Origin of the sequence: Pseudomonas lalucatii, assembly GCF_018398425.1 — a bacterium.
GTDB classification, from domain to species: Bacteria; Pseudomonadota; Gammaproteobacteria; order Pseudomonadales; family Pseudomonadaceae; genus Aquipseudomonas; species Aquipseudomonas lalucatii.
Window position 1 is genome coordinate 2,716,881 of record NZ_JADPMV010000001.1, and the last position, 24,704, is coordinate 2,741,584.

A 24,704-nucleotide genomic window follows, 5' to 3' on the forward strand; every position below is an offset into this window, starting at 1 on the left:
AGTCGTGGGTCAGGCCCGCTGGCGGTGTTGCTTTTCCAGCTTCTTCTTGATGCGATCACGCTTGAGCGTCGACAGGTAGTCGACGAACAGCTTGCCGTTGAGGTGGTCGCACTCGTGCTGGATGCACACCGCCAGCAGGCCTTCGGCGACCAGCTCGAAGGGCTGGCCATCGCGGTCCAGCGCCTTGATCCTGACCTTCTGCGGGCGGTCGACGTTCTCGTAGAAACCGGGCACCGACAGGCAGCCTTCCTGGTACTGGTCCATCTCGTCGGTCAGGGTCTCGAACTCGGGGTTGATGAACACCCGCGGCTCGGAACGGTCTTCCGACAGGTCCATCACCACCACGCGCTTGTGCACGTTGACCTGGGTCGCGGCGAGGCCGATGCCCGGGGCTTCGTACATGGTTTCGAACATGTCGTCGATCAGCTGGCGCAGGGCGTCATCGACCACGTCCACCGGCTTGGCGATGGTGCGCAGGCGCGGATCGGGGAATTCGAGGATGTTCAGGATGGCCATAATTGGGTTTGTGATGCACTTGTGGAATAAAGTCAAAATCCGCTGCTAAGATGATGAGCAGCATTGAAAAACGGCTTCACGCCGCTGTTTCACTGGGTTTCAGTCGCGGCGCCAGGGCGCTCCACGTGAAGACACATAATAAAGGGATTCACCGTATGAGGAAATCACTACTCGCCCTGCTGCTGCTCGCCGCAGGCGGCTTGGCCCAGGCCGAAGTGCAGCTCAAGGAAGGTCACCCCGACCGTTACACCGTGGTCAAGGGCGATACCCTCTGGGACATTTCCGGTCGATTCCTCAGTCAGCCGTGGAAGTGGCCGGAGATCTGGCACGCCAACCCGCAGGTGGAGAATCCCCACCTCATCTACCCCGGCGATGAACTCAGCCTGGTCTACGTCGACGGCCAGCCGCGCCTGGTGCTCAATCGCGGCGAGTCGCGCGGCACCATCAAGCTGTCGCCCAAGGTGCGCGTCACGCCGATGGCCGAGGCCATCCCGACCATTCCGCTGGAGGCGATCAACAGCTTCCTGCTGAGCAACCGCATCGTCGATACCCCGGAGCAGTTCCAGGGCGCGCCCTATGTGGTCGCCGGCAACGCCGAGCGCGTGGTCAGCGGCGCCGGCGACCGCGTCTATGCCCGCGGCCAGTTCGATGAAGGCGCGCCGGTGTACGGCATCTTCCGCCAGGGCAAGACCTATATCGATCCGGAGACCCAGGAGTTTCTCGGGATCAACGCCGACGACATCGGCGGCGGTGAGATCGTCGCCGAGGAAGGCGACATCGGCACCATGAACCTGACCCGCTCGACCCAGGAGGTACGCCTCGGCGACCGCCTGTTCCCCACCGAGGAGCGGGCGATCAACTCGACCTTCATGCCCAGCGAGCCGGCCAACGACATTAACGGCCTGATCCTCGACGTGCCGCGCGGGGTGACCCAGGTCGGCCAGTTCGACGTGGTCACCCTGAACAAGGGAATCCGTGACGGCCTGGAGGTGGGCAACGTGCTGGCGGTGTACAAGACCGGCGAAACCGTGCGCGACCGGGTCACCGGCGAAGCGGTGAAGATTCCCGATGAGCGGGCCGGTCTGCTGATGGTGTTCCGCACCTACGACAAGCTCAGCTATGGCCTGGTGCTCGGCGCCACCCGCTCTCTCGAGCTGTTGGACAAGGTGCGCAACCCGTAACAGCGAAAAGCCCCGCCAATGCGGGGTTTTTTCTGCCTGCCGCTAGCTGCCGTCAGCGCGGCGCGACCGATCAAGGATGATCAGCATGTCGCAACCTTTCAGCCCCAGCATGTCTCCCGCCGAATGCGCGGCCCGTCTGCGCCTGCATGCCCTGCCGGAGCTGGGGCCGCGGCGTTTCCGCAGGCTGCTGGCCGCATTCAAGTCCGCCTCGGCCGCCCTCAGCGCCCCGGCCAGTGCCTGGCGGGCCCTGGGCCTGCCGGCGGCCTGTGCCGAGGCGCGGCGCAGCGCCGAGGTGCGCGAGCGCGCCGCGTCCGCCCTGGCCTGGCTGGACAGGCCCGGTCATCACCTGCTGATGTGGGACGACCCGGCCTATCCGGGCCTGCTGGCCGAGTTGGCCGACGCCCCGCCGCTGCTGTTCGTCGCCGGTGATCCCGGCCTGCTCGAGCGGCCGCAACTGGCCATGGTCGGCAGTCGCCGCGCCTCGCGTCCCGGCCTGGACTGTGCCCGCAGCTTCGCCAGCAGCCTGGCCGGCGGCGGCTTCGTGATCACCAGCGGCCTGGCCCTGGGCATCGACGGTGCGGCCCACCAGGGCGCGCTGGAGGCGAACGGCAAGACCGTCGCGGTGCTGGGCACCGGCCTGGGGCACATCTATCCGGCGCGGCACCAGCGACTGGCGGCGGAGATCGTCGAGCGCGGCGGAGCCCTGGTCTCCGAGCTGCCGCTGGACTGTCCGCCCCAGGCCAGCAACTTTCCCCGGCGCAACCGCATCATCAGCGGCCTGTCCCTCGGCGTGCTGGTGGTCGAGGCCAGCCCCTCCAGCGGTTCCCTGATCACCGCCCGCCTGGCCGCAGAGCAGGGCCGCGAGGTGTATGCGATTCCCGGCTCCATCCACCATCCCGGGGCGCGCGGCTGTCACCAGCTGATTCGCGAAGGCGCCATCCTGGTGGAAAGCATCGAGCACATTCTCGAGGCCCTGCGCGGCTGGCAGGTCCAGCCTGCCGCGGCGGCCGCGCCGACTGCGCCGCTGCAGCCAGGCCATCCCCTGCTCGACCTGCTGCTCGCCGCCCCGCACAGCAGCGAGGCCCTGGCCTCGGCCAGTGGCTGGCCGCTGGCCGAGGTCCTGGCCGCCTTGACCGAGCTGGAGCTGGAGGGACGCATCGCCCGCGACGGCAGCCGTTGGGTCGGCCTTGCCGGCTGAGCCGCAGTACGGTTTCTCAAGCGACGGCAAGCTTGGATACACTGCGCCGCAGTGGATTTCCGGAGAGCGGCAGATGGTCAGCAGTTGGCAGGTGCAACAGGCGGCGCGGGTGGTACGGCAGGGCGGCGTCATCGCCTACCCCACCGAGGCGGTATGGGGATTGGGCTGCGACCCTTGGGACGAGCTGGCGGTGGAACGCCTGCTGGCGCTCAAGGAGCGGCCCGTGGAGAAGGGCCTGATCCTGGTGGCGGACCGCATCGAGCAGTTCGACTTCCTGCTCGAGGACCTGCCGGAGGTCTGGCGCGAGCGCCTGGCCGGCAGCTGGCCGGGGCCGAACACCTGGCTGGTGCCGCACCAGCGGCGTCTGCCCGAGTGGATCAGCGGCCGCCATGCCAGCGTGGCCCTGCGGGTCAGCGATCATCCCCTGGTGCGCGCCCTGTGCGCCCTCACCGGCCCGCTGGTGTCGACCTCGGCCAACCCGGCCGGGCGGCCGGCGGCGCGCAGCCGCCTGCGGGTCGAGCAGTACTTCCCGCGGCAGCTGGACAAGGTGCTCGGCGGCGCCCTGGGCGGGCGCAAGAACCCCAGCCTGATCCGCGACCTGGTCAGCGGCGAGGTGATTCGTCCTTCCTGAGCCTGTCCGGGGGCGTAGGCTGGGTTAGGCGCGAAGATCGGCTTCGCCGACAGCAATCGATCCCTGTTACGCGGCGAGCAAACACCGTGCAGGCATGCAGGTTGCCGTGGTTCGCCGCCAACCCACCCTATAATTTACGGCAGCAGAATGGTCGAGCCGGTGGTCTGCCGGGCGCTCAGCGCGGCCTGGGCGGCGGCGGCGTCCTTGAGCGCGTGGCGGCTGCCGATCTCCACCTTGAGCTGGCCGCTGCTGATCATGGCGAACAGCTCGTCGGCCATCGCCTGCAGGCGTTCCGGGGTATCGGCATAGCCGGCCAGGCTCGGCCGGGTGACGAACAGCGAGCCCTTCTGCGCGAGGATGCCCAGGTTGACCCCGGTGACCGCGCCGGAGGCGTTGCCGAAGCTGACCAGCAGGCCGCGCGGGGCGACGCAGTCCAGCGAGGTTTGCCAGGTGTCCTTGCCGACGCCGTCGTAGACCACCGGGCACTTCTGCCCGTCGGTCAACTCCTGCACCCGTTGCACCACGTTCTCGTGGCTGTAGTCGATGCACGCCCAGGCGCCCTGCTCCAGCGCCCGCGCCGCCTTCTGCGGCGAACTGACGGTGCCGATCAGCTTCACCCCCAGGGCCTTGGCCCACTGGCAGGCGAAGGAGCCGACGCCGCCGGCGGCGGCATGGAACAGGATGGTTTCGCCGCCCTGCAGGGCGAAGGTCTGGCGCAGCAGGTACTGCACGGTGAGGCCCTTGAGCATGACGGCGGCGGCCTGCTCGAAGCCGATCGCCTCCGGCAGCCTGACCAGCTTGCTGGCCGGCAGCACGTGCAGCTCGCTGTAGGCGCCGAGCGGGCCGGTGGCGTAGGCCACGCGGTCGCCGACCCGGAACTGCTCGACTTCGGCACCCACCGCCTCGACGATGCCGGCGCCCTCGGTGCCGAGGCCGGAGGGCAGTGCCGGTGGCGGATAGAGGCCGCTGCGGTAGTAGGTGTCGATGAAGTTCAGGCCGATCGCCTGGTTCTGCACCCGCACCTCGTGGGGGCCGGGAGTGGCCGGCTGGTAGTCGAGGTATTCGAGCACTTCGGGGCCGCCGTGGCGGCTGAACTGGATACGCTTGGCCATATCAGGCTCCTGTGCAAAGGGGGGACGCAACCCGGCCATGATGCCGCCCGGCGTGCGCGCGGGCACCTATCCAATCGTCCCTATTGACCGGCGTCAACAGCGGCGCGCCGGCGGCAGATGTTATGCTGGCCGCCGACTTCGCCGGCCGCTGCGCGCTGCGCCGGCCCGACCCGTTTTTCAAGGTGCCGCCGTGAGTGACCGTACTGAGGCCGTGAAGGCCTATCTGCTCGATCTGCAAGACCGTATCTGCGCAGCGCTGCAAGCCGAGGACGGCAGCGCCGACTTCATCGAGGACGCCTGGCAGCGGCCCGCCGGCGGCGGTGGCCGTACCCGGGTGCTGGAGAACGGCGCGCTGATCGAGAAGGGCGGGGTGAACTTCTCCCATGTGTTCGGCAGCGGCCTGCCGCCCTCGGCCAGCGCCCACCGCCCGGAACTGGCCGGCCGCGGCTTCGAGGCCCTCGGCGTGTCCCTGGTGATCCACCCGCACAACCCGCACGTGCCCACCTCCCATGCCAACGTGCGCTTCTTCAGCGCCGAGAAGGAAGGCGAGGAGCCGGTCTGGTGGTTCGGCGGCGGTTTCGACCTGACCCCCTACTACGCCAACGAGGAAGACTGCGTGCACTGGCACCGGGTGGCCCAGGCCGCCTGTGCGCCCTTCGGTGCGGACGTCTACCCGCGCTACAAGGCCTGGTGCGACCGCTACTTCCACATCAAGCATCGCGACGAGCCGCGCGGCATCGGCGGGCTATTCTTCGACGACCTCAACCAGTGGGACTTCGACACCAGCTTCGCCTTCATGCGCGCCATCGGCGACGCCTACCTGGAGGCCTACCTGCCGATCGTGAAGCGGCGCAAGAGCACCCCCTTCAGCGAGCGCCAGCGCGAGTTCCAGGCCTTCCGCCGCGGCCGCTACGTCGAGTTCAACCTGGTCTACGACCGCGGCACCCTGTTCGGTCTGCAGTCCGGCGGGCGTACCGAGTCGATCCTCATGTCGCTGCCGCCGCTGGTGCGCTGGGGCTATGACTGGCAGGCCGCGCCCGGCAGCGAGGAGGCGCGCCTGACCGAGTATTTCCTGCAGGACCGCGACTGGCTGCAGGAGGTGGGGGCCTGATGGACCGCTATGGCGTATTCGGCAATCCCATCGGCCACAGCAAGTCGCCGCTGATCCACCGCCTGTTCGCCGCGCAGACCGGCCAGCAGTTGAGCTACGAGGCGCTGCTGGCGCCGCTGGAAGACTTCCCCGGCTTCGCCCGGGCCTTCTTCGTCGGGGGCCGCGGCGCCAACGTCACCGTGCCGTTCAAGGAGCAGGCCTTCCAGCTGGCCGACGAGTTGAGCGAGCGGGCCCGCCGCGCCGGCGCGGTGAATACCCTGAGCAAGCGCGCGGACGGCAGCCTGTTCGGCGACAACACCGACGGCGCCGGTCTGGTGCGCGACCTGACGGTCAATGCCGGCCTGGACCTGGGCGGCAAGCGCATCCTCCTGCTCGGCGCCGGCGGCGCGGTGCGCGGCGTGCTCGAGCCGCTGCTGGCGCAGCAGCCGGCGGCCCTGGTGATCGCCAACCGCACGGTGGCCAAGGCCGAACAGCTGGCCGCCGAGTTCGCCGACCTCGGCCCGCTGGTGGCCAGCGGCTTCGACTGGATAGACGCGCCGGTGGACCTGATCGTCAACGGCACCTCGGCCAGCCTGGCCGGTGAGCTGCCGCCGATCGCCGCCAGCCTGATCGCCCCCGGTCGGACGATTTGCTACGACATGATGTACGCCCGCCACGCCACCGCCTTCAATGCCTGGGCCGCCGAGCAGGGGGCGGCGCGCACCCTGGATGGGCTGGGCATGCTGGTGGAGCAGGCCGCGGAGGCCTTCCAGCTGTGGCGCGGGGTGCGCCCGGACAGCGCACCGGTGCTGGCCGAACTGCGCCGCCAGCTGCAGCAGGGATAAATCCGTAGGGTGCGCTGTGCGCACCGATGCAACGGCATGGCCAAGACCTTCGGCGAGCCGATGGCGCGCGTGGCGCCGCCTGCCTAGTCCTCGAACTGCACCGGGCAGCGCTCGGCGCCTTCGAGCTTGTGGATCTCCTCGATCACCTGGGGCCGGGCGCGACGCAGCACCAGGCTGCGGTGCTGCGCCTGCAGGCGCCGCGCTTCCTGGTGCAGCATCTCGACCCCGGCGTAGTCGATGAAGTTGACGTGGTGGGCGTCGATGATCACCCGCTCGCCGCCGCTGCGTTGCAGCAGTTGCTGCAGGTAGTGGCAGGCGCCGAAGAAGATCGAGCCCTCGACCCGCAACAGCTCCTCCTCGCCCTCCTGCCAGAACTTCACCCGCGGCTGCGAGGTGCGCTTGAGGTAGAAGAACAGCGAGGCCAGCACCCCGGCGTAGATCGCCGTCTGCAGCTCCAGCAGCAGGGTCGCCAGCAGGGTCAGGGCCATCACCAGGAACTCCGCGCGGCTGACCCGGAACAGCGCCCGCGCACCGGCGATATCCACCAGGCCCCAGCAGATCAGCAGGATGCCGGCGGCCATGGACGGCAATGGAATCAGCGCGATCAGGCGGGCACCGAACAGGGCGAACAGCGCCACCAGCAGCGCGGAGAACACCCCGGCCAGGGGCGAACGGGCGCCGGCCTGCAGGTTCAGCGCCGAACGGGTGAAGGAGCCGGCCGAGAGGAAGCCGGAGAACCAGGGGCCGACCAGGTTGGACAGGCCCTGGGCGCGCACGTCCTGGTTGGCGTCGAGAAACTGCTGGGACTTGCCGGCCAGGGCGCGGGCGATCGACAGGCTGGTGACCAGGCCGAGCATGCCGCAGGCCACCGCCGCCGGCAGCAGCTGCAGCAGGCTGGTCAGGTCGAACTGCAGCGGGCTGAACGGCGGCAGGCGGCCCTCGAAGGCGCTGACCAGGGCGATGCCGGAGGTCAGCCGTTGCGGCAGCAGCAGGACCACCAGGCTGCCACCGACCAGCCCCAGCAGCAGCGCCGGCAGGCGTGGCCACAGCCGGCGGATCAGCAGGCTCAGGCCGAGGGTGAACAGGGCCAGGGCCAGGGCGCGCCAGTCGCTCTCCGGCAGATGCTCGCCGATGTTCAGCAGGGTGGCCAGGGCCGTGGCCTGGCTCGGCACGCTGATGCCGAGCAGGTTGGGCAGCTGGCCGAGGGCGATGACCACGGCGGCGCCCATGGTGAAGCCCAGCACCACCGAATGGGAGACGAAATTGACCAGGGCGCCGAAGCGCAGCAGGCCGAGCAGCCACTGGAACAGCCCGGCGACGAAGGTCAGCAGCAGCACCCGGGCGATGAACTCGTCGCTGCCGGGGGCGGCGAAGGGGCTGACGCTGGTGAAGATGACGATGGCGATCGCCGCGGTCGGCCCGCAGATCAGGTGCCAGGACGAGCCCCACAGGCAGGCGATGATCACCGGCACTATGGCCGCATACAGGCCGTATTCGGCCGGCAGGCCGGCGATCAGGGCGTAGGCGATGGACTGCGGCAGGGCCAGGATGGCGCCGCTCAGGCCCACCAGCAGGTCGTTGCCGAGGCTGCGCCGGCTGAGGTTGGGCAACCATCTGAGGAAGGGCAGCAGGGTCTGGCGGTCGGGTAACGGCATCGGTGTCGTTCTGTGGGAGGGTGGGCTTGCGGCCCACCGCGTGCGAGAAGGGTAGGCCGAAGCCTACCCTACGCCAAGTTTACCGAGCGGCTCAGAGCCGTGCCTTCACCGCCGCCAGGGCATCGCCGCCGTCGCGGGTGGTGACGCCCTGCAGCCAGCCGTCGAGCACCGCCGGGTTGGCCTTGAGCCAGGCCTTGATCGCCTCGGCATTGCTCGCCTGCTTGCTCAGCACCTGGTTCATGATGCTGTTCTCCATGTCCTGGGTGAAGGCGAGGTTGCTCAGCAGCTTGCCGACGTTCGGGCACTGCGCGGCGTAGTCCTTGCGCGCCAGGGTGTTGACGTTGCCGCTCTCGCCGAAATACTTCTCGCCGCCGCGCAGGTACTGCATGTCGTAGTTGACGTTCATCGGATGCGGGGTCCAGCCGAGGAACACCACGAACTGCTCGCGCTTCACCGCGCGGCCGACCTGCACCAGCATGGCCTGCTCGCTGGACTCCACCAGCTTCCAGTCGCCCAGGCCGAACTCGTCGGCCTCGATCATCTGGCGGATCGACTCGTTGGCCGGCGAGCCGGAGGCGATGCCGTAGAGCTTGCGGTCGAACTTGTCGGCGTGCCGGTCGAGGTCGGCGAAGGTCTTCACCCCGGCCTCGTAGGCATAGCTCGGCACGGCCAGGGTGTATTCGGTGCCGCTGAGGTTCTGCGCCAGCTTGTCCACCGCGCCGCTGGCGACGAACTTGTCGTAGTTGTCCTGCTGGGCCGGCATCCAGTTGCCGAGGAACACGTCGACCTGGCCCTTCTGCAGGCCGGCGAAGATGATCGGCACCGCCAGGGTCTGGCTCTGCGCCTTGTAGCCGAGGCCCTCGAGCAGGAAGCTGGCGATGCCGTTGGTCACGGCGATGTCGCTCCAGCCCGGATCGCCGAGTTTCACCGTGGCGCAGCGGGCGTCTTCGGCCTGAGCGTGAAAGGCGCCGGCGGCCAGGATCAGGCCGGCGGCCAGGATGGTGCTGAATGTTTTCATGCCTGCATTCCCCTCTAGGGTTGTTGTTCTGGGTGTGGAGTGGCGACTTGCCGCCGGCGCCACGCGGGCGCCGGCGGCGGCGCGCAAGCTCAGGGTTGTGGATAGCGGGCGCGACGCTCGAGGTCGTCCAGGTCGATATGGTTGCGCATGTACTGCTGGCTGGCGTCGACCATGGGCTGGTGGTCCCAGCTCTTCAGCCTGCCGTGGGTCAGGGCCTCGGCGACCAGGCGCCGGCGCCGCTGGCTGGCCAGGGTGGCCTGGTGGATCGCCGGCATGTCCCAGCGCGCGCGGGCCTCGGCGAGGAGCTCGGCGACCAGGTCCTGGTACTCGGCCGCGGCCGCCAGGTTCTCCAGCTCGCGCGGGTCGTTGACCAGGTCGAACAGCAGCAGCGGGTCCTTTTCAGAGTAGATGAACTTCCACTGCGCCCGGCGGATCATCATCAGCGGCGCGTCGCTGCCCTCGGCCATGTACTCGCCGAGCACCTCGTCGTGGCCACCCTCGCCCCGCAGGTGGGGCAGCAGCGAGCGGCCGTCCAGGGCCAGGCCCGGCTCGACGCTGCCGCCGGCCAGTTCCACCAGGGTCGGCAGCAGGTCCATGGTCGACACCGACTGGCTCACCCGGTGGGCGGCGAAGCGCTGCGGGGCATGCACCAGGAAGGGCACCCGGGCGGCCATCTCGAACCAGTGCATCTTGTACCAGAGGCCGCGCTCGCCGAGCATGTCGCCGTGGTCGCCGGAGAAGACGATGATGGTGTCCTCGGCCAGGTCGCAGTCCTTGAGGGTCTTGAGCAGCTTGCCGATGTTGCTGTCGATGTAGCTGCAGGCACCGAAGTAGGCGCGGCGGGCGTCCTTGATCTTGTCCTCGGGCAGCGGCTTGTCCCACAGGTCGATGACCTTGAGCAGGCGCTTGGCGTGCGGGTCCTGCTCGGCCTGGTCGATGGTATGGCTCGGCAGCGGGATCGCCACGTCCTCGTAGAGGTTCCAGAATTCCTCGGGGATGGTGTAGGGGTCGTGGGGGTGGGTCATCGACACGGTCAGGCAGAACGGCTGTTCGGGGCTCATGCGCACGTGGTCGTAGAGGTACTGCTGGGCCTTGAACACCACCTCCTCGTCGAAGTCCAGCTGGTTGGTGCGCACGCAGGGGCCGGCCTGCAGCACCGAGGACATGTTGTGGTACCAGCTCAGGCGCTTCTCCGGCTCGTCCCAGTTCACCGCCCAGCCGTAGTCGGCCGGGTAGATGTCGCTGGTCAGGCGCTCCTCGTAGCCGTGCAGCTGGTCCGGGCCGCAGAAGTGCATCTTGCCGGACAGCGCGGTGCGGTAGCCCAGGCGGCGCAGGTAGTGGGCGTAGGTCGGCACGTCGCCGGGAAAGTCGGCGGCGTTGTCGTAGGCGCCGATCTTGCTCGGCAGCTGGCCGCTGACCAGGGTGAAGCGCGACGGCGCGCACAGCGGGCTGTTGCAGTAAGCGGAATCGAAGACCACCGCGGATTCGGCCAGCCGCACGAGGTTGGGCATCTTGACCGGCGAGGCCGGGTCATGGATCGGCAGGATCGGCGCGGCCATCTGGTCGGCCATGATGAAGAGGATGTTGGGACGTTTCATGGCGAGCCTGTTTTCCATATGAAGGGTTTATGCGAAATTGCTGGTTCGATCATTGCGCCTCATGGCTAGCGGGTAAACCCGCCGGGAAGACATGACTCGGATAACTTCAGCTTATGTTTAAACACTTCGACGGCCTGTCCCTGGATGCCCTGCTGGTGTTCGAGTCCGCCGCGCGCCACCTGAGCTTCACCGCCGCGGCCGGCGAACTGGGCAGCAGCCAGCCGGCGATCAGCCAGCAGATCAAGCGCCTCGAGCAGCAGCTGGCGACCCGCCTGTTCGACCGGGTCTACCGCGGCATCGTCCTCACCGAGGCCGGCGAGCTGCTGCTGCGCCACGTGCGCGACGGCTTGCAGAGCCTGGACGACGGCCTGGCGGCGCTCAGCGCCCAGCCGCAGCACGAGGTGCTGCAGGTGGCCACCGACTTCGCCGTCGCCGCCTACTGGCTGATGCCGCGCCTGCATCGCTTCAACCAGCGCCATCCGGAGCTGGACGTCAGCCTGATCACCACCAACCGCGACCTGGGCGTGCTGCCGCCGGAGATCGACGTGGCCATCGCCTTCGGCGACGGCCGCTTCAAGCACGGCGAGGCGCACCTGCTGTTCGCCGAGGAGGCCTTCGCCGTGTGCAGCCCTCAGCTGCTCAAGGATCGCCCGCAGCCGTTGCCGGCGGCGGCCCTGGCCGAGCTGCCGCTGCTGCACCTGCGCCCCGACAGCCGCTCGCGCTGGCTCGACTGGAACGGCCTGTTCCGCGCCCTGGCCATCGCCGAGGCGCCGAGTCCCGGCAGCCTGCGCTTCGACAACTACACCCTGCTGATCCAGGCCGCCATCGCCGGCCAGGGCGTGGCCATCGGCTGGCGGCACCTGGTCGACGAGTTGCTCGAGCAGAACCTGTTGTGCCGGGTGTGCCGCGAAGCGGCGCGCACCGAGTTCGGCTATTACGTGGTGCTGCCCGAGCGCAAGCGCCGCCAGCGCCTGACCGAGCAGTTCGTCGACTGGCTCAAGGCCGAACTGGGCGGCGAGGGCGCGCCGCTCTAGCAGGGTCCGCGCCGGCTGACGAAAGGTGGCCGCCCGGGGCCCCGGCCCCTGCAAGGGCGCCGGCCGACTGCCTATACTGTCGGAGGCGGAACCCAGCGTTGCGCCGACCTCCCCCTCAGCCAGTGAAACCTTCCGTGAAAATCCGTCATTCGATAGTAAGCCTGCTGCTGATCTGCAGCTGCGTTGTAGTTGCATCGAACAGCCATGCCGTGCAAAAGCTCCCCCGCCAGCAGGAGCTGGCCGCCGGCAGCGCCCTGCTGGTCGACCTGCAGACCGGCCAGGTGCTCTATTCCAGCCATCCCGACCTGGTGTTGCCGATCGCCTCGGTGACCAAGCTGATGACCGCCCTGGTCACCCTCGACGCCAAGCTGCCGCTGGATCAGGTCCTGCCGATCACCATCCGCGACAACAAGGAGATGCAGGGGGTGTTCTCGCGGGTGCGCATCGGCAGCGAACTGAGCCGCCGCGACATGCTGCTGCTGGCCCTGATGTCCTCGGAAAACCGTGCCGCCTCCAGCCTGGCCCACCACTATCCGGGCGGCTACGCGGCGTTCATCGCGGCGATGAACGCCAAGGCCCTGGCCCTGGGCATGCGCAGCACGCGCTTCGTCGAGCCCACCGGCCTGTCCGAACACAACGTCTCCAGCGCCAACGACCTGGTGCTGCTGCTCAAGGCCAGCCAGCAGTACCCCCTGCTCAGCCAGTGGAGCACCACCTCGGAGAAGACCGTGGCCTTCCGCAAGCCCAACTACAGCCTGGGTTTTCGCAACACCAACGGCCTGGTGCGCAAGGCCAACTGGAGCGTGCAGCTGAGCAAGACCGGCTTCACCAACGAGGCCGGCCACTGCCTGGTGATGCGCACCGTCATGGCCAAGCGGCCGGTGGCCTTCGTGGTGCTGGACGCCTTCGGCAAGTACACCCACATGGCCGACGCCAACCGCCTCAAGCGCTGGCTGGAAACCGGCCAGGTCACCCCGGTGCCGGCGGCGGCCATCAGCTACCGCAAGCACAAGCAGGCCCAGCGCGGTTTGCAGGTGGCCCAGTGAACGAGCCGCGAGGTGCCCTGTGCGCCCCGTGGGCAGAGGAGAATCTGGTCTAGAGCGGCCCAACCTTAGTTGGGTAGATGCCCGGATGGCGACTGCGCTTTAGTTGGAGTCCGGCGTTGCAATGGTTCTGCCATCGACGCCGGCTAGTACTGCTCGACTCCAACAACAAAAGAGCGCTCTGCCCATGAAAACCATCCCCACCCTGGCCCTCGGTCTAGGCCTTGCCGTCTGCGCCGGCCAGGCGGCCGCCTGGTCGCAACCCACCCACAAGCACATCGTCAAGGACGCCCTGGCGTTCATGAACTCCGGCTCCGCCAGCGCCGAGATGCGCCGCGCCTACCAGTTCTACGTCGCCGCCGCCGGCAGCGAGGCCAGGGCCGGCGAGATCCTCGGCCAGGCCGCCTACGACGTCGACGACTTCAAGGACACCCGCCTCGGCGGCTGGTGGGTCGGCTACGAGCACGCCCCGGTGGCCGGCGCCGCCGCCTCCCTGGTCAACTACACCTCCTACTGGCACTTCATCAACATGGCCCGCCAGGGCGACGCCCACGGCAACGACCACGGCGGCTACGACTACCGCTACCGCAAGGTCGACGGCAGCTGGAGCGGCGACGTCGACTGGTACGCCATGGTCTACCTGTACAACCGCGAGCTGAAGAAGAGCGACTTCGACAGCACCGAGGCGCACTACCGCCAGGGCAGCCGCTCGAACTGGCAGGAACACTACGGCGACTTCCAGACCGCCGCCTTCCAGCCCATCGACAACCTGGCCAAGTACTGGTTCGACCAGTTCAAGGCTGCGCCCTCGCTGCAGACCATCGGCTACTCGCTGCACGCCACCGGCGACGTGGCCCAGCCGCATCACGCCTGGGTCACCTCGGGCAACGGCCACTCCGGCTGGGAAGGCTGGGTCGACGACCACTACTTCAGCGAGCGCCTCAACGACCCATCGGCAGTAGCCAACCTGGTCGGCCGCTACGATCCACAGCAGCCGTTGCGCGACCTCCTGACGCAGACCGCCCAGGTCGCCTACCAGCACCCCGAGCCGCTCTACGACACCAGCTACGCCACGCGCCTGCGGGTGGCCCGGGAGCTGATACCGGAGTCCATCGCGCTGACCGTCAACGTGCTGACCAAGGGGGCGAACAGCTTCTACGGCCAGGGCGGGCTCTGAGGTGGCGGCTTCTTTGCGCCGTGCCTTGGTCGTGCTGGGGCTGGCAGGCATTTGCCTGTCGGCCCAGGCCGCCCAGGACCTGCAGATCGACGGCGAACGCCTGCCGGGCAAGAGCATCGCCCTGCTCGAGCAGGCGCTGACCCGGGTCAAGTTCAACACCGACCGCGCCCAGCTGCGCGCCGGCCTGGTGGAGAACCGCCTGCTGGCCCGGGACGTCGAGGCCGAGCTGCAGCCCCGCTACCGCGCCGAGCTTGAGGCGCTGACGGCGGTGGAGGCGGCCAACCTCATCGAGCAGGTCCATGGCCGGCGCTTCGAGCATGACGTGCGGCCCTTCCTGCGCCAGCCGCAGCCGCTCAGTGCCGAGCGCCTGCGCCAGGTGCTGGCGCCGCCGCAGCAGGGGGTGGTGCTCGACAGCCTGCAGTTGAGCCCGGCGCAGCAGGCCGAAGCGGGAGAGGTGCAGCTGATCGCCTGGCAGTTCCCCGGCCAGGCCGAGCGGCGCCTCGACCTGCTGGCCCTGTACCAGGGCGACAACGTCCAGGGCCGGGTCGAGCTGCAGCAGGGCAACCTGGCCTACCTCGGCGAGCAGGTGCGTCAGCACGTGCTGCGCGACTACCTCTGGTACCAGCTGGCCGAACAGGGCTTCAGCGAGGCCGAGCGCCAGGGTCTGCGCCTGCTGGTGCGCGACAAGCTGATCCGCCACCAGTACCTGCACCAGATCGGCCTGCACGGCGACTTCCATCACGAGACCGACAGCCTGAGGCAGCTGGCCCGCCAGGTCGGCGATGCCGACGCCGAGGCCTACTACCGGCGCCACCTGGCGCAGTACCGCAACGTCGCCCAGGTGCAGGCCGCGCATATCCGCCTGGCCGACCAGGCCAGTGCCGACCGGGTGCATGGCGAACTCATCGCCGGCCTGGACTTCGACGAGGCGGTGCGCCGCCATTCCCTGGCCGACGACAAGGGGCGCACCCCGCCCGGCGACCTCGGCCTGATCCGCCCGCAGGACCCGCAGCTCGATCTGCTGCGCAAGACCGCCTTGCTGCAGAAGGCCGGCACCCTTTCGCAGCCGATGCGGATCGATGGCGCCTTCGAGATCGTCCGGGTGCGCCGGCGCGAGGACCGCCAGCTGCCCCTGAGCGACCCCAGCGTGCGCTACGAGGTCAACCAGGCGGTGGCCAAGGAACAGCTGGCCAGCCAGTTGCAGGCGCGTCTGCAGGCCTTGCGGGCCAAGGCCAGGGTGGAAGGCCTGTGAGGCGCTGGCTGGGGGCGGCCCTGCTCTGCTGCGCTGCTGCGGTGGTCCTGGCCGCCTGGTGGGTGGCGTCTGAGCCGGCACCTTCGCCCGCGCTGCCGCAGGCCCGCGCGGTCGAGCCCGCGCCGCCGTCCTGGCCCGCCACCCTCCCCGTCGCGCCAGGCGCCGCATCTATCGCCTCGCCGGCCGCCATTGCGAGTGCGCAGCGGCCTGCCGCTGCCGAGCCGTCAGCCAACCTCGCGCCGCTGGAAGACCAGCTGCTGATACAGCTCATGCTCGAACGCGGCGATCCGCGCAGCCCGGCGCTGGGCGAACTCGCGCCGCGGCCGACGCCCTCCGCGGCGGTGCTGGCCAACCCGGCGCAGTACCAGGCCTTCGAGGACCGCCACAGCCGCGCGCAGATCCAGGCCTACGCCGGCGGCGTGCAACAGATACCGGCGATCCGCGCACGCATCGAGCAGGCGGCGCAATCCGGCGAGCGCAGCGCGGTGGAACTGGACGAAGCCCGCGCCGCCCTGGAGCAGCTGGAGATGCTCCAGGCCAGGTTGCGGCGCGAGGCGCCCGAGCTGCTGCCGAGTTCGCCTTAGTCGATCTGTGGATAGCCGTGCACGCGCTGGCCTATAACTACATGGGTCTTCTCTTGGTGATCACTGCATGGGAGCCGGTATGACCCCTTCAGCAACGCCCGCCCCCGAGTGGCGGGTGCAGCGCTGGTTCAACACCCGGCAGGTGCCGAGCGTGGCCAGCCTGCGCGGCAAGGTGATAGTGCTGGAGGCCTTCCAGATGCTCTGCCCGGGCTGCGTGAGCGAAGGCCTGCCACAGGCGCAGCGGGTGCGGGCCAGCTTTTCCCCCGAGCAGGTGGCGGTGGTCGGCTTGCACACGGTCTTCGAGCATCACCAGGCCATGACGCCGGTGGCTCTGGAGGCCTTCCTCCACGAATACCGCATCGGCTTCCCGGTCGCCGTCGACCTGCCGGACCCGCAAGGGGCCGTGCCCTGCACCATGCGCGACTACGGGATGCGCGGTACGCCGACCCTGGTGCTGATCGACGCACAGGGCTGTATCCGCCAGCAGCACTTCGGCAAGGTCGGCGACCTGGTGCTGGGGGCGCAGATCGCCCTGCTGATCGCCGAGGCCGGGCACAGCACCGCGGGCGGATAGCGCTATGCTTCGCCAGGCCGGATCGCCGGACCCGCTGCCCGGTGCATTCGGCAAGACCCATACCCCAGGGAGGGAATCCTATGTTTGTCGTGCTGCTGAAGTTTTCTGAGAACAAAGGCCAGGCCGCTCGGCTGATGGACGGCCATAACCAGTGGATCAAGAGCGGTTTCGATGCCGGCGTGTTTCTCCTGGTCGGCAGCCTGCAGCCAAACCTGGGGGGCTCCATCCTGGCCCACAACACGACGCTCGGCGAACTGCAGGAGCGCGTGAATGGCGATCCGTTCGTGAAGGAGAATGTCGTCAGCGCCGAGATACTGGAGATAGCGCCCAAGAAAGCGGACGCGCGCCTGAGCTTTCTAGTGGATTGACGGTGTCACACAGCCTCAACGATCCCGGGCTTGAGGGCAAGGCCTCGAGACTGCCGGTGCAGGCATGAAAAAAGCCGCTGCCTCCCCAAGGGAGCAGCGGCTTTTTTGTGGCTTAGGCTTTTAGCAGCGCGCGCCGCGCACCCCTTCGGCCAGCTGGCGGCACAGGCCGAGCACGCCGTCCACGGCCTGCTGGTCGGTCTCGGCGGCGGCGATCCGCTCGATCAGCGCCGAGCCGACCACCACGCCGTCGGCCAGGCGGGCGATGGTCGCGGCGTGTTCCGGGGTGCGGATGCCGAAGCCGATGCTGATCGGCAGGTCGGTGTGGCGGCGCAGGCGCGCCACGGCCTGCTCGACGTGCTCGACGGTGGCCGAGCCGGCGCCGGTGACGCCGGCCACCGAGACGTAGTAGACGAAGCCGGAGCTGCCGCCCAGCACCTTGGGCAGGCGCGCGTCGTCCGTCGTGGGGGTCGTCAGGCGGATGAAGTCGAGCCCCGCGGCCTGGGCCGGGTCGCACAGGTCGGCGTTATGCTCCGGCGGCAGGTCGACCACGATCAGGCCGTCGACCCCCGCCTCCTTGGCATCGGCGATGAAGCGCGCGACTCCGTACTTGTGGATGGGGTTGAAGTAGCCCATCAGCACCAGCGGTGTGCCCTGCTCGCCCTGGCGGAATTCGCGGACCATTTGCAGGGTCTTGGCCAGGTTCTGCTTGCCTTCCAGGGCACGGATGTTGGCCAGCTGGATGGCCGGGCCGTCGGCCATCGGGTCGGTGAACGGCATGCCCAGTTCGATCACGTCGGCGCCGGCCGCCGGCAGGCCCTTGAGGATCGCCAGGGAGGCGTCGTAGTGCGGGTCGCCGGCGGTGACGAAGGTCACCAGGGCGGCGCGGTTCTGTTCTTTCAGCTCGGCAAAGCGGCTCTGCAGGCGGCTCATGCGTGCTTCTCCTGTTCGCTCATGTGGTGCATCACGGTCTGCATGTCCTTGTCGCCGCGGCCGGACAGGTTGACCACCATCAGGTGCTCCCTGGGCAACGAGGGCGCGCGCTTGAACACTTCGGCCAGGGCGTGGGCGCTCTCCAGGGCCGGGATGATGCCCTCCAGGCGGCAGCACTGGTGGAAGGCGGCCAGGGCCTCGTCGTCGGTCACCGAGGTGTATTCGACCCGGCCGATGTCGTGCAGCCAGGCGTGCTCCGGGCCGATGCCGGGGTAGTCGAGGCCGGCGGAGATCGAGTGGGCGTCGATGATCTGGCCGTCGTCGTCCTGCAGCAGGAAGGTGCGGTTGCCGTGCAGCACGCCGGGCACGCCGCCGTTGAGGCTGGCCGCGTGCTTGCCGCTGTCGATGCCGTAGCCGGCCGCTTCGACGCCGACGATCTGCACCGACTCGTCGTCGAGGAAGGGGTGGAACAGGCCCATGGCGTTGGAGCCGCCGCCGATGCAGGCGACCAGGCTGTCGGGCAGGCGGCCTTCCTGGGCCTGCAGCTGCTCGCGGGTTTCCTTGCCGATGACCGCCTGGAAGTCGCGGACCATGGCCGGGTAGGGGTGCGGGCCGGCGACCGTGCCGATCAGGTAGAAGGTGCTGTCGACGTTGGTCACCCAGTCGCGCAGGGCCTCGTTCATGGCGTCCTTGAGGGTGCCGGTGCCGGCGGTGACCGGGATCACCGTGGCGCCCAGCAGCTTCATGCGGAACACGTTGGCCTGCTGCCGGTCGATGTCGGTGGTGCCCATGTAGATCACGCATTCCAGGCCGAAGCGCGCTGCGACTGTGGCGGTGGCCACGCCGTGCATGCCGGCGCCGGTCTCGGCGATGATGCGCCGCTTGCCCATGCGCTTGGCCAGGAGGATCTGGCCGATGCAGTTGTTGATCTTGTGCGCGCCGGTGTGGTTGAGCTCCTCGCGCTTGAGGTAGATCTTCGCCCCGCCGCAGTGCTCGCTCAGGCGCTCGGCGTAGTACAGCGGGCTGGGCCGGCCGACGTAGTCGCGCTGGAAGTAGGCCAGTTCCCGGGCGAACTCGGGATCGGCCTTGGCCTTCTCGTACTCGGCGGCCAGCTCGTGGATCAGCGGCATCAGGGTTTCGGCGACGTACTGGCCGCCGAACGAGCCGAACAGGCCGTTGGCGTCGGGGCCGCTGCGGTATGAGGTCATGGGGGAGCTCCTGCGGATGAATGGTGTAGGAGCGCCCCATGGGCGCGATCACGGGCATGGCCCGCTCCTACGATCTGTGTTGAGGATACGGCTGTGGCGGTTGACAGAAAAGCGATAAGATCGCCTGGACCTGTCAGGAAATCTCACAGATGAGCCAGGAGCTCCCCCCCCTCAACGCCCTGCGCGCCTTCGAGGCGGCGGCCCGCCTGCAGAGCGTCAGCCAGGCGGCCGACGAGCTGCATGTCACCCACGGCGCGGTCAGCCGGCAGATTCGTGGCCTGGAGGAACACCTCGGGGTGGCGCTGTTCGTCAAGGAAGGACGCGGCCTTAAACTCACGGATGCCGGGCTGCGCCTGCGCGACGCCAGCGGCGAGGCCTTCGCCCGCCTGCGCGGCGTCTGCGCCGAGTTGCAGCAGGGCCAGGCCGAGGCGCCCTTCGTCCTCGCCTGCCCCGGCAGCCTGCTGGCGCGCTGGTTCATCCCCCGGCTGGATCGCCTCAACCGCGAGCTGCCGGAGCTGCGCCTGCAGCTGTCGGCCAGCGAGGGCGAGCTGGACCCGCGCCGCCCCGGCGTCGACGCCACCCTGCTGTTCGCCGAGCCGCCCTGGCCGGCGGACATGCGGGTGTTCGAACTGACCGCCGAGCGCATCGGCCCGGTGCTCAGCCCGCGCTACGGGCGTTTCGCCGAGTTGCACCGGGCACCACCGGCGGCGCTGCTGAACGAGCCGTTGCTGCACACCAGCTCGCGGCCCCAGGCCTGGCCGAGCTGGGCGGCCAGCTGTGGCCTGGACGCCGGGGCGTTGAAGCCGGGCCAGGGCTTCGAGCATCTCTACTACCTGCTGGAGGCAGCGGCGGCCGGGCTGGGCGTGGCCATCGCCCCGCAGCAGCTGGTGGCCGACGACCTGGCGGGCGGGCGCCTGGTCGCGCCCTGGGGCTTCGTCGAGACCCCGGCGCGCCTGGCCCTGTGGGTACCGGCGCGGCAGCTGGACAAGCGCGCCCAGCGCCTGGCCGAGTGGCTGCGCGGCGAGCTGGGCGGCTGAGCGGCCGGCCGGTTCCGCAACAATCCGGAGCACATGGCCGGCACTTCTCGTCTAGCGTTTAACTATCGCTCAGAGGAGGAATCGCCATGTCCAACCATCACACCTACAAGAAGATCGAGATCGTCGGCTCGTCGCCGGTCAGTTCCGACGAGGCGATCAACAACGCCCTGGCCGAGTGCGCCAAGTCCATCCGCAACCTGGAGTGGTTCGAGGTGGTGGAAACCCGCGGCCATATCGAGAACGGCAAGGTCGGCCACTACCAGGTGACGCTCAAGGTGGGTTTCCGTATCGCCAATAGCTGAGAACTGTGCCGGTCGATCGTCTGCCCTTGGAATCTTCCGCAGCAAGCCCCACTACTGGACTCGGATATCGGCGCCGCCCCGGCGTCGATCAGCAGGGGTCACCAGGCGGGCCGATGAGCGTTCTAGCACAGACCAGGATTTCCATTCTCGACCTCGCGCCGATCCGCGACGACGGCGGCCCAGCCCAGGCGCTGGGCAACTCGCTGAAGCTGGCGCAGCACGCCGAGCGGCTCGGCTTCAGCCGCTTCTGGGTCGCCGAGCACCACAACATGGACGGCATCGCCAGCTCGGCCACCGCGGTGCTGCTCGGCTACCTGGCCGCCGGCACCTCGAGCATCCGCCTCGGCTCCGGCGGGGTGATGCTGCCCAACCATGCGCCGCTGGTGATCGCCGAGCAGTTCGGCACCCTCGCCACGCTCTATCCCGGGCGCATCGAACTGGGCCTGGGCCGTGCCCCGGGGGCCGATCAGTTCACCGCGCGGGCGCTGCGCCGGGAGCGCTCCGGCAGCGCCGACGACTTCCCCGCGGATGTCGCCGAGCTGCAGCGCTACCTGGGCCCGCGCAGCCCGCAGCAGCGGGTCATCGCCATGCCCGGCAGCGGCACCCAGGTGCCGCTCTGGCTGCTCGGCTCCAGCCTGTTCAGCGCCCAGCTGGCCGGCGAGATGGGCCTGCCCTATGCCTTCGCCTCGCATTTCGCGCCGCGCTACCTGCACGAGGCGATTCGCGTCTATCGCAATCACTTCAAGGCCTCGGCGGTGCTCGAGCGGCCCTACGTGATGCTCGGCGTGCCGCTGGTGGCGGCCGACAGCGACGAACGCGCCGATTACCTGGCGACCTCGGTGTACCAGCGGATTCTCGCCCTGCTGCGCGGCCATAGCCTGGTGCAGCGCCCGCCGGTGGCGAGCATGGACGGCCTGTGGCTGCCCCACGAGAAGCAGGCGGTGGCCGACTTCCTCGGCCTGGCGGTGGTCGGTGGCCCGGCCAAGGTGCGGGCGAAACTGGAGGTGTTGCTGGAGCAGACCGGTGCCGACGAGCTGATCTTCACCGGCGACCTGTACGACTTCGACGATCGCCTGCGCTCCTTCGAGCTGCTGGCCGAGTTGCGCCAGGCCGCCTGACCCGCCGTCCCGCTCAGAAGGTGCCGCAACGCAGCACCCGGCCGCGGGCCAGGACGTTGCGCTGGTCGTCGTACAGCCAGGCCTGGGCGTTGTACATGATGGAGCGCGCCTCCAGGCGGTAGCGCTGGCCGGCGGCGAAGTCGGCGTAGCGCACGCGGATCTCGCAGGTGCGCTGGATCGGCTCGGACATCATGTCGGAACCGCTACCGCCACCCGGCACCTCGAACAGGAAGCGGCTGATCAGCTCGTGGGAGCCCGGCGACACCTGGAAGTAGCGGCCGTCGTCGAGGCGCTTGCCGTCGAGCTCGTCGGCCATCAGCAGGTCGCTGGCCGGGGTGTACAGCTCGACCCAGGCAAGTCCCGGGTCGTGCGGTGGCAGCGGCGAGGCGCAGGCGCCGAGGAGGGACAGGCTGGCGATCAGGGCGAAGCGACGCATGACGGTCTCCGAGTCTAGGGAATGGATCAGTCCAGATCGATCCCATGTTGGAGGCGTTGGCGACAATGCGCTAGCGTGGCGCGCATGACACACAACCGCGCTCCTTTCTCTATCGACTCCCCGGCCTGGCGCTGGGTTCCGCTGCTGGCGGCCCTGCTGCTGGGTGGCTGCGGCACCCTGGACTACTACGGCCAGCTGGCCCGCGGCCAGTTCGAGCTGCTGCGCGCACGCCAGCCGGTCGAGCGCCTGCTGGCCGATCCCGCCACCCCCGCGCCGCTGCGCCAGCGGCTGTCGTTGGCCCAGCAGGCACGGTCCTTCGCCAGCGCCGCGCTGGCCCTGCCGGACAACCGCAGCTACCGCCTGTACGCCGATCTTGGGCGGCCCTATGTGCTGTGGAACCTGTTCGCCACCGGCGAGTTCTCGGTCGAGCCCGAGCTGCACTGCTTTCCCATCGCCGGCTGCGTCGCCTACCGCGGCTACTACCGCCAGGGCCGCGCCCGCGGCGCTGCTGCGCTGCTGCGCCAGCAGGGCCTGGATACCTACATCGGCGGCGTCGAGGCCTATTCGACCCTGGGCTGGTTCGACGACCCGCTGCTCAACACCATGCTGGCCTGGAGCGACGAGCGTCTGGTGGCGGTGATCTTCCACGAGCTGGCCCACCAGCAGCTGTATGTGGCCGGCGACACGGCGTTCAACGAGTCCTTCGCCACCTTCATCGAGCGCGAGGGCCTGCGCCAGTGGCGGGCGAGCCGTGGCCTGGCCGAGGCAGACGCGGCGCCGGAGCGGCAGCGCGCCCAGTTCAGCGAACTGGTGCTGGCCAGCCGCGAGCGCCTGCGAATCCTGTATGCCGGCGACCTGCCGACGGCGGCCATGCGCGCCGCCAAGCAGGCCGAGTTCGCGCGCCTGCGCCGCGACTACCGGACCCTGCGCGAACGCCAGTGGGGCGGCGTGGGCCGCTACGACGCCTGGGTCGAGGCGCCGCTGAACAACGCCAAGCTGTTGCCGTTCGGCCTGTACGACCGTTGGGTGCCGGCCTTCGCCAGGTTGTACGCCGAGGCGGGCGGCGCCTGGCCGGCCTTCTACCGCCGCGCCGAGCGACTCGGCCGCCTGCCGGCGCCGCAGCGAGCCGAGGCCTTGCAGGCCCTGCAGGGCGACGGCCAGAACTAGCGGGGCATGCCGCGGGTCCAACCCTAGGAGTCTCGCGACCAGAGGCGATGGACCATGAACAGATGGATGCTGGTACCTGTGATCGGCCTGCTCGGCGCCGCCGCGCTGGCGCAGCCCAAGCCCTGCGAGGAGCTGAAGCGGGAGATCGAGGTGAAGATCCAGGCCGCCGGGGTGATCAGCTACACCCTGGAGATAGTGGCGAACGACGAGGTGCACGACCCGAGCATGGTGGTCGGCAGCTGCGACAACGGCACCAAGAAGATCATCTACCAGAAGAACGGCTGAGCCCGGCCGGCCAGGGTGGCGGCGCCTAGGCGGCGAAGGCCCGGCGCAGCTCGCCCAGGGTGGCGAAGTGGTAGGTCGGCGCCTCGCCCAGCAGCTCCTCGGCGCTGCCGAAGCCATAGCCCACCGCCGCCGCATCCAGGCCGTTGCGCCGGGCGCCGATCAGGTCGTGCTTGCGGTCGCCGATCATCAGCGTGCTGGCGGCTTGCAGCCCTTCCTCCTGCAGCAGATGGCCGATCAGCTCGGCCTTGTCGGTGCGGGTGCCGTCCAGTTCGCTGCCGTGGATGGCGCGGAAGTGCCGGGCGAAGCCGAAGTGTTCGGCGATCCGCGCGGCGAACAGGGTCGGCTTGCTGGTGGCGATATACAGCCTGCGGCCTTGGTCGTTCAGGGTCGCCAGCAGCGCCTCGATGCCGTCGAACACGCGGTTCTCGTACAGCCCGACCTCGGCGAAACGCTCGCGGTAGTGGCCCACCGCCCGCCAGGCCGTGGCCTGGTCGAAACCGTAGGTCTGCATGAAGCACTGCAGCAGCGGCGGGCCGATGAAGTGTTCCAGCGCCTGCAGCTCGGGTTCGTCGATGCCCAGGCGGGCCAGGGCGTGCTGCACCGAGCGGGTGATGCCCTCGCGCGGGTCGGTGAGGGTGCCGTCGAGGTCGAAGAGGATGTTCCGGTAGTGCATGGACAGCCTTGTGCCGGTCGCGATCAGTTGGAGGAGTAGCCTTCCATCAGGTGCTGGTCCTTCAGGCGCACGTAGTTGTCGGCGCTGTAGCGGAAGTAGCTGCGCTCCTGTTCGGTCAGCGGGCGGGCCTGCCTGGCCGGGCTGCCGACATACAGGTAGCCGCTCTGCAGGCGCTTGCCCGGCGGCACCAGGCTGCCGGCGCCGAGCACCACCTCGTCCTCGATCACCACGCCGTCCATGACGATGCTGCCCATGCCGATCAGCACCCGGTTGCCGACGCTGCAGCCATGCAGGGTGACCTTGTGGCCGACGGTCACGTCGTCGCCGATGTTCAGCGGGTAGCCGCCGGGGTTGAAGGGGCCGGCGTGGGTGATGTGCAGCACGCTGCCGTCCTGCACGCTGGAGCGCTCGCCGATGCGGATGCTGTGCATGTCGCCGCGGATGACCACCAGCGGCCAGACCGAGCTGTCGTCGCCGATCTCGACGTCGCCGAGGATCACGGCGGAGGCGTCGACGAACACCCGTTCGCCGAGTTGCGGGGTGAACTGCTGGTAACTGCGAATCGCCACGATAGAAACCTCTTAAGCTGCGGTGAGCGGTGATTGTAATTAAGATAGCCGGCAAATCCGCCGAAACCTGGCTTTGCAGGCTTTTTGCCAGCGCCGGTTCCGC

The 24,704-nt window shown here is 69.1% G+C and carries 27 protein-coding genes; 17 read left to right on the forward strand and 10 right to left on the reverse strand.

Annotation, left to right across the window (positions count from 1 at the left end):
- Nucleotides 1-9: 9 nt before the first annotated feature.
- Nucleotides 10-516, reverse strand: coding sequence for a peptide deformylase (gene def / locus I0D00_RS12450; protein ID WP_213640035.1), 507 nt, complete (start codon nt 514-516; stop codon nt 10-12).
- Nucleotides 517-671: 155 nt separating this feature from the next.
- Here def and I0D00_RS12455 point away from each other — a divergent pair, with 155 nt between their 5' ends.
- The 3 genes from I0D00_RS12455 (at nt 672) to tsaC (ending at nt 3,526) form a co-directional block, all read left to right on the forward strand.
- Nucleotides 672-1,697, forward strand: coding sequence for a LysM peptidoglycan-binding domain-containing protein (locus I0D00_RS12455; RefSeq protein ID WP_213640036.1), 1,026 nt, complete (start codon nt 672-674; stop codon nt 1,695-1,697).
- 85 nt (nt 1,698-1,782) lie between these two features.
- On the forward strand, nt 1,783-2,895 hold the full coding sequence (gene dprA / locus I0D00_RS12460) for a DNA-processing protein DprA (protein WP_213640037.1): 1,113 nt from the start codon (nt 1,783-1,785) through the stop codon (nt 2,893-2,895).
- Between the two features lie 73 nt (nt 2,896-2,968).
- Nucleotides 2,969-3,526 carry an L-threonylcarbamoyladenylate synthase type 1 TsaC gene (tsaC, locus tag I0D00_RS12465; RefSeq protein WP_213640038.1) on the forward strand — a complete coding sequence of 186 codons (558 nt, stop codon included), beginning with the start codon at nt 2,969-2,971 and terminating at the stop codon, nt 3,524-3,526.
- 134 nt (nt 3,527-3,660) lie between these two features.
- Here the strand turns inward: tsaC and I0D00_RS12470 are convergent, their stop codons facing one another.
- Nucleotides 3,661-4,638: an NADPH:quinone reductase gene (locus I0D00_RS12470; protein ID WP_213640039.1), complete on the reverse strand. Its 978-nt coding sequence runs from the start codon at nt 4,636-4,638 to the stop codon at nt 3,661-3,663.
- Nucleotides 4,639-4,828: 190 nt separating this feature from the next.
- On the opposite strand from I0D00_RS12470, the gene hemF reads away from it, so the two are divergent.
- A complete protein-coding gene (gene hemF / locus I0D00_RS12475) occupies nt 4,829-5,749 on the forward strand; it encodes an oxygen-dependent coproporphyrinogen oxidase (RefSeq protein ID WP_213640040.1) in 921 nt (306 codons plus the stop codon).
- Complete coding sequence (gene aroE, locus I0D00_RS12480; protein WP_213640041.1) at nt 5,749-6,573, forward strand: shikimate dehydrogenase; 825 nt, start codon at nt 5,749-5,751, stop codon at nt 6,571-6,573. Before hemF ends, aroE begins: the two co-directional genes overlap by 1 nt.
- Nucleotides 6,574-6,656: 83 nt before the next feature.
- On the opposite strand, the gene I0D00_RS12485 is transcribed toward aroE, so the two are convergent.
- The 3 genes from I0D00_RS12485 to betC all read right to left on the reverse strand — a co-directional run bounded on the left by I0D00_RS12485 (nt 6,657) and on the right by betC (nt 10,844).
- Entirely contained in the window at nt 6,657-8,228 is a 1,572-nt protein-coding gene (locus I0D00_RS12485; protein ID WP_213640042.1) for a SulP family inorganic anion transporter, read from the reverse strand.
- Between the two features lie 91 nt (nt 8,229-8,319).
- Entirely contained in the window at nt 8,320-9,246 is a 927-nt protein-coding gene (gene choX, locus I0D00_RS12490) for a choline ABC transporter substrate-binding protein (RefSeq protein ID WP_246533208.1), read from the reverse strand.
- Between the two features lie 89 nt (nt 9,247-9,335).
- Nucleotides 9,336-10,844, reverse strand: coding sequence for a choline-sulfatase (gene betC, locus I0D00_RS12495; protein WP_213640043.1), 1,509 nt, complete (start codon nt 10,842-10,844; stop codon nt 9,336-9,338).
- A 113-nt stretch (nt 10,845-10,957) separates the two neighbouring features.
- Between betC and I0D00_RS12500 the strand changes: the two genes are divergently transcribed.
- From I0D00_RS12500 to I0D00_RS12530, 7 genes are all read left to right on the forward strand, one after another.
- Nucleotides 10,958-11,878, forward strand: coding sequence for a choline sulfate utilization transcriptional regulator (locus I0D00_RS12500; protein ID WP_213640044.1), 921 nt, complete (start codon nt 10,958-10,960; stop codon nt 11,876-11,878).
- A 134-nt stretch (nt 11,879-12,012) separates the two neighbouring features.
- On the forward strand, nt 12,013-12,924 hold the full coding sequence (gene pbpG / locus I0D00_RS12505; protein ID WP_213640045.1) for a D-alanyl-D-alanine endopeptidase: 912 nt from the start codon (nt 12,013-12,015) through the stop codon (nt 12,922-12,924).
- A 184-nt stretch (nt 12,925-13,108) separates the two neighbouring features.
- A complete protein-coding gene (locus I0D00_RS12510) occupies nt 13,109-14,098 on the forward strand; it encodes a phospholipase C/P1 nuclease family protein (protein ID WP_213640046.1) in 990 nt (329 codons plus the stop codon).
- A gap of 13 nt (nt 14,099-14,111) precedes the next feature.
- Complete coding sequence (locus I0D00_RS12515) at nt 14,112-15,350, forward strand: peptidylprolyl isomerase (protein WP_213640047.1); 1,239 nt, start codon at nt 14,112-14,114, stop codon at nt 15,348-15,350.
- A gap of 269 nt (nt 15,351-15,619) precedes the next feature.
- Complete coding sequence (locus I0D00_RS21530; protein ID WP_246533209.1) at nt 15,620-15,934, forward strand: hypothetical protein; 315 nt, start codon at nt 15,620-15,622, stop codon at nt 15,932-15,934.
- A gap of 79 nt (nt 15,935-16,013) precedes the next feature.
- A complete protein-coding gene (locus tag I0D00_RS12525; protein WP_213640049.1) occupies nt 16,014-16,508 on the forward strand; it encodes a peroxiredoxin family protein in 495 nt (164 codons plus the stop codon).
- Between the two features lie 80 nt (nt 16,509-16,588).
- Complete coding sequence (locus I0D00_RS12530; RefSeq protein ID WP_213640050.1) at nt 16,589-16,876, forward strand: YciI family protein; 288 nt, start codon at nt 16,589-16,591, stop codon at nt 16,874-16,876.
- Nucleotides 16,877-16,996: 120 nt separating this feature from the next.
- On the opposite strand, the gene trpA is transcribed toward I0D00_RS12530, so the two are convergent.
- Complete coding sequence (trpA, locus tag I0D00_RS12535) at nt 16,997-17,806, reverse strand: tryptophan synthase subunit alpha (RefSeq protein ID WP_213640051.1); 810 nt, start codon at nt 17,804-17,806, stop codon at nt 16,997-16,999.
- On the reverse strand, nt 17,803-19,014 hold the full coding sequence (trpB, locus tag I0D00_RS12540) for a tryptophan synthase subunit beta (protein WP_213640052.1): 1,212 nt from the start codon (nt 19,012-19,014) through the stop codon (nt 17,803-17,805). The genes trpA and trpB overlap by 4 nt, the downstream gene beginning before the upstream one ends.
- A 149-nt stretch (nt 19,015-19,163) precedes the next feature.
- Here trpB and I0D00_RS12545 point away from each other — a divergent pair, with 149 nt between their 5' ends.
- The 3 genes from I0D00_RS12545 to I0D00_RS12555 all read left to right on the forward strand — a co-directional run bounded on the left by I0D00_RS12545 (nt 19,164) and on the right by I0D00_RS12555 (nt 21,471).
- A complete protein-coding gene (locus tag I0D00_RS12545; protein WP_213640053.1) occupies nt 19,164-20,051 on the forward strand; it encodes a LysR family transcriptional regulator in 888 nt (295 codons plus the stop codon).
- A gap of 86 nt (nt 20,052-20,137) precedes the next feature.
- Nucleotides 20,138-20,353 carry a dodecin gene (locus I0D00_RS12550; RefSeq protein ID WP_213640054.1) on the forward strand — a complete coding sequence of 72 codons (216 nt, stop codon included), beginning with the start codon at nt 20,138-20,140 and terminating at the stop codon, nt 20,351-20,353.
- 113 nt (nt 20,354-20,466) lie between these two features.
- Nucleotides 20,467-21,471, forward strand: a complete 1,005-nt coding sequence (locus I0D00_RS12555; RefSeq protein ID WP_213640055.1) for an LLM class flavin-dependent oxidoreductase — start codon at nt 20,467-20,469, stop codon at nt 21,469-21,471.
- Nucleotides 21,472-21,484: 13 nt separating this feature from the next.
- Here the strand turns inward: I0D00_RS12555 and I0D00_RS12560 are convergent, their stop codons facing one another.
- Entirely contained in the window at nt 21,485-21,907 is a 423-nt protein-coding gene (locus I0D00_RS12560; RefSeq protein ID WP_213640056.1) for a PA0061/PA0062 family lipoprotein, read from the reverse strand.
- 84 nt (nt 21,908-21,991) lie between these two features.
- Here I0D00_RS12560 and I0D00_RS12565 point away from each other — a divergent pair, with 84 nt between their 5' ends.
- Together I0D00_RS12565 and I0D00_RS12570 are read left to right on the forward strand one after the other, a co-directional pair.
- Nucleotides 21,992-23,074, forward strand: a complete 1,083-nt coding sequence (locus tag I0D00_RS12565; protein WP_213640057.1) for an aminopeptidase — start codon at nt 21,992-21,994, stop codon at nt 23,072-23,074.
- A gap of 54 nt (nt 23,075-23,128) precedes the next feature.
- Entirely contained in the window at nt 23,129-23,359 is a 231-nt protein-coding gene (locus tag I0D00_RS12570) for a DUF1161 domain-containing protein (RefSeq protein WP_213640058.1), read from the forward strand.
- Between the two features lie 25 nt (nt 23,360-23,384).
- Here the strand turns inward: I0D00_RS12570 and I0D00_RS12575 are convergent, their stop codons facing one another.
- Both I0D00_RS12575 and I0D00_RS12580 read right to left on the reverse strand, forming a co-directional pair.
- Nucleotides 23,385-24,032, reverse strand: a complete 648-nt coding sequence (locus tag I0D00_RS12575; RefSeq protein ID WP_213640059.1) for an HAD family hydrolase — start codon at nt 24,030-24,032, stop codon at nt 23,385-23,387.
- Between the two features lie 23 nt (nt 24,033-24,055).
- Nucleotides 24,056-24,601, reverse strand: coding sequence for a gamma carbonic anhydrase family protein (locus tag I0D00_RS12580; protein ID WP_213640060.1), 546 nt, complete (start codon nt 24,599-24,601; stop codon nt 24,056-24,058).
- Nucleotides 24,602-24,704 lie beyond the last annotated feature (103 nt).

Bases quoted from the DNA above. Each gene is read 5' to 3' on its own strand.
- def (WP_213640035.1), bottom strand. From the start codon at position 516: ATGGCCATCCTGAACATCCTCGAATTCCCCGATCCGCGCCTGCGCACC.
- I0D00_RS12455 (WP_213640036.1), top strand. From the start codon at position 672: ATGAGGAAATCACTACTCGCCCTGCTGCTGCTCGCCGCAGGCGGCTTG.
- dprA (WP_213640037.1), top strand. From the start codon at position 1,783: ATGTCGCAACCTTTCAGCCCCAGCATGTCTCCCGCCGAATGCGCGGCC.
- tsaC (WP_213640038.1), top strand. From the start codon at position 2,969: ATGGTCAGCAGTTGGCAGGTGCAACAGGCGGCGCGGGTGGTACGGCAG.
- I0D00_RS12470 (WP_213640039.1), bottom strand. From the start codon at position 4,638: ATGGCCAAGCGTATCCAGTTCAGCCGCCACGGCGGCCCCGAAGTGCTC.
- aroE (WP_213640041.1), top strand. From the start codon at position 5,749: ATGGACCGCTATGGCGTATTCGGCAATCCCATCGGCCACAGCAAGTCG.
- I0D00_RS12485 (WP_213640042.1), bottom strand. From the start codon at position 8,228: ATGCCGTTACCCGACCGCCAGACCCTGCTGCCCTTCCTCAGATGGTTG.
- choX (WP_246533208.1), bottom strand. From the start codon at position 9,246: ATGAAAACATTCAGCACCATCCTGGCCGCCGGCCTGATCCTGGCCGCC.
- betC (WP_213640043.1), bottom strand. From the start codon at position 10,844: ATGAAACGTCCCAACATCCTCTTCATCATGGCCGACCAGATGGCCGCG.
- I0D00_RS12500 (WP_213640044.1), top strand. From the start codon at position 10,958: ATGTTTAAACACTTCGACGGCCTGTCCCTGGATGCCCTGCTGGTGTTC.
- I0D00_RS12510 (WP_213640046.1), top strand. From the start codon at position 13,109: ATGAAAACCATCCCCACCCTGGCCCTCGGTCTAGGCCTTGCCGTCTGC.
- I0D00_RS21530 (WP_246533209.1), top strand. From the start codon at position 15,620: ATGCTCGAACGCGGCGATCCGCGCAGCCCGGCGCTGGGCGAACTCGCG.
- I0D00_RS12525 (WP_213640049.1), top strand. From the start codon at position 16,014: ATGACCCCTTCAGCAACGCCCGCCCCCGAGTGGCGGGTGCAGCGCTGG.
- I0D00_RS12530 (WP_213640050.1), top strand. From the start codon at position 16,589: ATGTTTGTCGTGCTGCTGAAGTTTTCTGAGAACAAAGGCCAGGCCGCT.
- trpA (WP_213640051.1), bottom strand. From the start codon at position 17,806: ATGAGCCGCCTGCAGAGCCGCTTTGCCGAGCTGAAAGAACAGAACCGC.
- trpB (WP_213640052.1), bottom strand. From the start codon at position 19,014: ATGACCTCATACCGCAGCGGCCCCGACGCCAACGGCCTGTTCGGCTCG.
- I0D00_RS12545 (WP_213640053.1), top strand. From the start codon at position 19,164: ATGAGCCAGGAGCTCCCCCCCCTCAACGCCCTGCGCGCCTTCGAGGCG.
- I0D00_RS12550 (WP_213640054.1), top strand. From the start codon at position 20,138: ATGTCCAACCATCACACCTACAAGAAGATCGAGATCGTCGGCTCGTCG.
- I0D00_RS12555 (WP_213640055.1), top strand. From the start codon at position 20,467: ATGAGCGTTCTAGCACAGACCAGGATTTCCATTCTCGACCTCGCGCCG.
- I0D00_RS12560 (WP_213640056.1), bottom strand. From the start codon at position 21,907: ATGCGTCGCTTCGCCCTGATCGCCAGCCTGTCCCTCCTCGGCGCCTGC.
- I0D00_RS12565 (WP_213640057.1), top strand. From the start codon at position 21,992: ATGACACACAACCGCGCTCCTTTCTCTATCGACTCCCCGGCCTGGCGC.
- I0D00_RS12570 (WP_213640058.1), top strand. From the start codon at position 23,129: ATGAACAGATGGATGCTGGTACCTGTGATCGGCCTGCTCGGCGCCGCC.
- I0D00_RS12575 (WP_213640059.1), bottom strand. From the start codon at position 24,032: ATGCACTACCGGAACATCCTCTTCGACCTCGACGGCACCCTCACCGAC.